The following is a 5,099-nucleotide window of genomic DNA, read 5'->3' on the forward strand; positions in this document are numbered from 1 at the left end:
TGCCTGCGTCCACGATCTTCGAATCATGGTTGCCCATGGATTCAGAATCCTCAGTCAATTACAACTGTAATGCTAGGTTGCGACGGCGCAGTTGCCACTTTATGATGCGTTCCCAACTCGGTGACGCCCTTTAAGGAATCCGCTTATCGGATCATCCCCGGGCGCGACCCGGTTCCCCTCCTTTTCAAACAAGTTGGACCCATGCTTCGAGGAATTCGGACAGCCTCATCAAACTGGCTCGGCAAGATTATCATGGCCGTGGTGATGGGCGTTTTGATTGTCAGTTTCGGAATCTGGGGCATCGCCGACATCTTCAAGGGATTTGGCCAGTCGACGCTCGCCACGGTTGGCGGCACCGAAATCTCGACCGAGCAATTCCGTCAGATCTACACCGACCGGTTGCAGCAGATCGGCCGCCAGATCGGCCGTCCTTTGACCCCAGACCAGGCGCGCGCCTTCGGCTTCGACCGCCAGGTGCTGCAGCAGACGATCGCGGAAGCGGCCCTCGACGAGGAGGCCAGGCGGCTTCGTCTCGGCCAGTCCCGGGACGAGACGATGCGCGCGATCTACAACGATCCGAACTTCAAGGGGCTGAACGGCCAGTTCGAGCCGCAGCGCTTCCAGTCCGTGATCCGCCAGTTCGGCTACACCGAGCAGCGCTATCTCGCCGAGCAGCGCCGCGTCGGCCTCCGCCGCCAGATCGCCGGCACGATCGGAGCGGGCATCGAACCGCCGAAGACCTTGATCGAGGCGCTGGTCCGCTATCAGAACGAGCAGCGCTCGATCGAATACATCAAGCTCGACGCGGCGCAGGCCGGCACCATCGACCCGCCCTCGCCCGAGGCGCTCGCCGCCTATTTCGAGGATCACAAAGCCCAGTTCCGTGCGCCCGAATTCCGCAAGATCGCCTTCGTCGTCGTGACGCCCGAAGAGATCGGCAAGTGGACCGAGGTCTCCGACGAGGATGCGAAGAAGATATTCGAGCAGCGTCGCAACCAGCTCGGCACGCCGGAGAAGCGCGAGATATCGCAGATCGTGTTTCCGAACGTGGAGGAAGCCACTGCCGCACGTGCGCGGCTGACCTCGACCACCTCGTTCGATGACATCGCCAAGGAGCGCAACCTCAACCTGACCGACGTCGATCTCGGCATGGTCGCGAAGTCGGCGATCCTCGATCCGGCGGTGGCGGATGCGGCGTTCTCGCTGCCCTCGGGCGAAGTCAGCCAGCCGGTGCAGGGCCGCTTTGGCGTGGCGCTGGTCAAGGTCGGCAAGATCGAGCCGGGCACGACACCGACCTATGAGAGCATGGCGGGCGAGATCAAGAAGCAGATCGCGGCCGAGCGCGCCCGCGAGAAGGTCGCCGATCTCCACAACAAGATGGAGGACGAGCGCGGCGGCGGCGCCAACCTCGTCGAGGCGGCGCAGAAGCTTGGGCTCACCGCCGTCACCATCGACGCCGTCGACCGCTCGGGACGCATGCCGAACGGCCAGCCCGTGGCGAACATTCCAACCGGGCTAGATGTGGTTTCGCAGGCCTTTGGCAGCGATGTCGGCGTCGACAACGAGCCGATCCAGTTCCGCGGTGGCTACGTCTGGTACGACGTGCTCGGCGTGACGCCGTCGCGCGAGCGCAGCCTCGACGAGGTGCGCGCCCAGGTCGAGGCGAAATGGCGCGAGGACCAGATCGCGACCAGGCTGCGCGACAAGGCGACCGAGATCGTCAAGAAGGTCGAGGCCGGCGGCAAGCTCGCCGACGAAGCCTCCACGCTCGGCGTCAAGCTCGAGACATCAGATAAATTCCGCCGCGACGCCTCGCTGCCGGGCGTGCCCGAGAGCGTGGTCGCGGCGGCCTTCCGCACCGCCAAGGATGGCGTCGGTCAGGCCACGGGCACCGGCGGCGAGCGCGTCGTCTTCCGTGTCACCGACATCATCGTGCCGCCGGTCGATCTCTCGTCCGAGGAGGTGAAGAAGTTGAAAGAAGCGCTGCAGCGCGGATTGACCGACGAGCAGGTCGCGCAATACGTCAACAAGATCGAACACGACATCGGAACCACAATCAATCAGGCCGCCTTCGCACAGGTGACGGGCGCAAATAACAACTGAGCATGATCCGGAAAAGTGGGAACCGGTTTTCCGATCGGATCATGCGTCACTGAATCACGAGCCAGCACGCGATGGACGACCTGAAATCGATAATTGCGAAAGTCGCCACCGGCGCAACCTTGTCGCGCGACGAAGCGGCAAGCGCCTTCGACAGCATGATGTCGGGCGAAGCCACGCCCTCACAGATGGGCGGCCTCCTGATGGCCTTGCGCGTCCGCGGCGAGACCGTTGACGAGATCACCGGCGCGGTGTCGGCGATGCGCGGCAAGATGCTGCGGGTGACGGCGCCTGCCGAAGCCGTCGACGTGGTCGGCACCGGCGGCGACGGTTCCGGCTCCGTGAACGTCTCGACCTGCGCCTCTTTCATTGTCGCCGGCACAGGCGTGCCGGTCGCAAAACATGGCAACCGCGCGCTGTCGTCGCGCTCGGGCGCCGCCGACGTGCTGGCCTCGCTCGGCGTCAAGATCGATCTTACGCCCGCCGAGGTCGGCCGCTGCGTCCAGGAAGCAGGCATCGGCTTCATGTTCGCCCCCGCCCATCACCCGGCCATGAAGAATGTCGGCCCGACCCGGGTCGAGCTTGCGACCCGCACCATCTTCAACCTGCTCGGCCCGCTCTCCAATCCCGCCGGCGTGAAGCGGCAGATGGTCGGGGTGTTCTCGCGGCAATGGGTACAGCCCTTGGCGCAGGTCCTGAAGAACCTCGGCTCGGAAGCGGCCTGGGTGGTGCACGGCTCCGACGGGCTGGACGAGATCACCCTCACCGGCCCGACCTTCGTCGCGGCGCTGGAAGACGGCGATATCAGAACCTTCGAAGTCACTCCGGATGATGCCGGCTTTGGCCGCGTCGGCGGCGAGGCGCTGAAGGGCGGCGATGCCGATGCCAATGCGATGGCGCTCTCGAGCGTGCTCAATGGCAAGCCGAGCGCCTATCGGGATGTCGCGCTGCTCAACGCCGCCGCGGCGCTGATCGTCGCCGGTCGTGCCAAAGATTTGAAGGAAGGCGTCGCGCTGGCGACCAATTCGTTGGATAGCGGTGCTGCGGCCGCGAAGCTCAAGCACCTGATCGCGGTTTCAAACAGCTAGAGCATGATCCGGAAAAGTGGAAACCGGTTTTCCGAAAAGATCATGCTCAAAAATATAGGGCGATCGCGATGTCCGATATCCTGAAGAAGATCGAAGCCTACAAGCGTGAGGAGATCGCCGCCGCCAAGCGCGCGCATCCGCTTTCCGAGATCGAGGCGCGCGCCAGGGCGGCGTCGCCGCCACGCGGGTTCGTGCGCGCGATCCGTGAGAAGCATGCTCGCGGCGATTACGCGCTGATTGCCGAGATCAAGAAGGCCTCGCCATCGAAGGGGTTGATCCGCGCCGATTTCGATCCCCCTGTCCTCGCCAAGGCCTATGAGGCCGGGGGCGCGGCCTGCCTGTCGGTGCTGACGGACACGCCCTCGTTCCAGGGCCATCTCGATTTCATGGTCGCGGCGCGCGCGGCGACCAATCTGCCGGTGCTGCGCAAGGATTTCATGTTCGACACCTATCAGGTGGTCGAGGCGCGCGCGCACGGCGCCGACTGCATCCTGATCATCATGGCCGCACTCGATGACGCCGCAGCCAAGGATATCGAGGATTCCGCGCTCGCGCTCGGCATGGACGTGCTGGTCGAAATCCACGACGGCGCCGAACTCGACCGCGCGCTGAAGCTCCGCTCGCCGATGATCGGCGTCAACAACCGCAATCTCCGCACCTTTGAGACCACGCTCGCCACCAGCGAGGCCTTAGCGCCGCTGATCCCGAAGGAGCGGCTGATGGTCGGCGAAAGCGGCATCTTCACGCCGGACGATCTGGCCCGGCTCGAACGCGTGGGCATGTCGACCTTCCTGGTCGGCGAGAGCCTGATGCGTCAGGCCGATGTAACAGCGGCAACCCGCGCGCTGCTGACGCGCCAAAGCGTGCCGCGCGCCACTGGAACCCGTTAGAGCGATGGCGGAGAAGTCGAAGGGCGGCCCTGCCCTCACCCATATCGATGCCAGCGGCGAGGCACGGATGGTCGACGTCTCCGCCAAGCCCGCGACCGAGCGCACCGCGGTCGCCGAAGGCCGCGTGGTCATGAGCAAGGCGACGCTCGAGCTGATCGTCTCCGGCAACGCGAAAAAGGGCGACGTGCTCGGCACTGCCCGCATTGCCGGCATCATGGCGGCCAAGCGCACCTCGGAACTGATCCCGCTCTGCCATCCGCTCGCGCTGTCGAAAGTGACGGTCGATATCGAGCCGGACGAGAAGCTGCCGGGCTGCATCGTGCAGGCGACCGTCAAGGTCACCGGCCCGACCGGCGTCGAGATGGAGGCGCTGACCGCGGTCTCGGTCGCCTGCCTCACCATCTACGACATGATCAAGGCGGTGGAACGCGGCGTCCGCATCGAAGGGATCCATCTCGTCGAGAAGCAGGGCGGCAAGTCCGGCCACTACCGCGCCGACGATCGCTGATTCAAATGGTGTTCGCCACGACCGTCCTGTCACGCGGCTGTGACCCGGCAGCTCGGAGTGCGTCGCCGCTTACGGTGTTACATTTGGCGTGACCTCCCGCGAAGGAGCAACGCCATGTGGGCCTTCAAGCTTCTTGGTGCGGCCGTAGCGCTCTGCGTCGTCAGCGCGCCGGCAATGGCACAGCAGGTGATTTCCGAGCCCGGCTATTGCGCGCAGTTCTACCCCTACGCCAATTGCCAGAACAAAGGTCCGGGCAACCCCTATACAGGCGGCTATCAGCGCTACATCGGCCAGGGTGACGGGATGTGGGCTCAGGATCCGCCGATCCGGTCGGCCGGCAAGCGGCCGCGAAGCCACCGCTCCGATTCATCCGCCATCCGCGCGCGCTGAACCGAATTGAATGCGGTCGGGGCGACGTCAAGTCGAATGCTCGACAGTAGATTCCATGGGGCGGTGAGCGCGCCCTTTCCGGTAGGTTTGGGTTTCCACACTCGAACCATCGGAGAGTCTGAT

5 protein-coding genes are annotated in these 5,099 nt (G+C 64.7%); all 5 read left to right on the forward strand.

Going from position 1 to position 5,099, the window contains the following annotated elements:
• The first annotated feature begins 201 nt into the window (after positions 1–201).
• Positions 202–2,103: a peptidyl-prolyl cis-trans isomerase gene (locus AAFX91_RS38910; protein WP_394570039.1), complete on the forward strand. Its 1,902-nt coding sequence runs from the start codon at positions 202–204 to the stop codon at positions 2,101–2,103.
• Between the two features lie 71 nt (positions 2,104–2,174).
• Entirely contained in the window at positions 2,175–3,188 is a 1,014-nt protein-coding gene (trpD, locus tag AAFX91_RS38915; RefSeq protein WP_394570040.1) for an anthranilate phosphoribosyltransferase, read from the forward strand.
• Positions 3,189–3,256: 68 nt separating this feature from the next.
• Complete coding sequence (trpC, locus tag AAFX91_RS38920) at positions 3,257–4,078, forward strand: indole-3-glycerol phosphate synthase TrpC (RefSeq protein WP_130583867.1); 822 nt, start codon at positions 3,257–3,259, stop codon at positions 4,076–4,078.
• A gap of 4 nt (positions 4,079–4,082) precedes the next feature.
• Positions 4,083–4,586: a cyclic pyranopterin monophosphate synthase MoaC gene (moaC, locus tag AAFX91_RS38925; protein WP_130583866.1), complete on the forward strand. Its 504-nt coding sequence runs from the start codon at positions 4,083–4,085 to the stop codon at positions 4,584–4,586.
• Positions 4,587–4,700: 114 nt separating this feature from the next.
• Positions 4,701–4,976: a hypothetical protein gene (locus tag AAFX91_RS38930; protein WP_130583865.1), complete on the forward strand. Its 276-nt coding sequence runs from the start codon at positions 4,701–4,703 to the stop codon at positions 4,974–4,976.
• The last annotated feature ends 123 nt before the right edge of the window (positions 4,977–5,099 follow it).

Source organism: Bradyrhizobium sp. 31Argb, from assembly GCF_043638955.1.
In the GTDB taxonomy this organism is placed as follows: domain Bacteria; phylum Pseudomonadota; class Alphaproteobacteria; order Rhizobiales; family Xanthobacteraceae; genus Bradyrhizobium.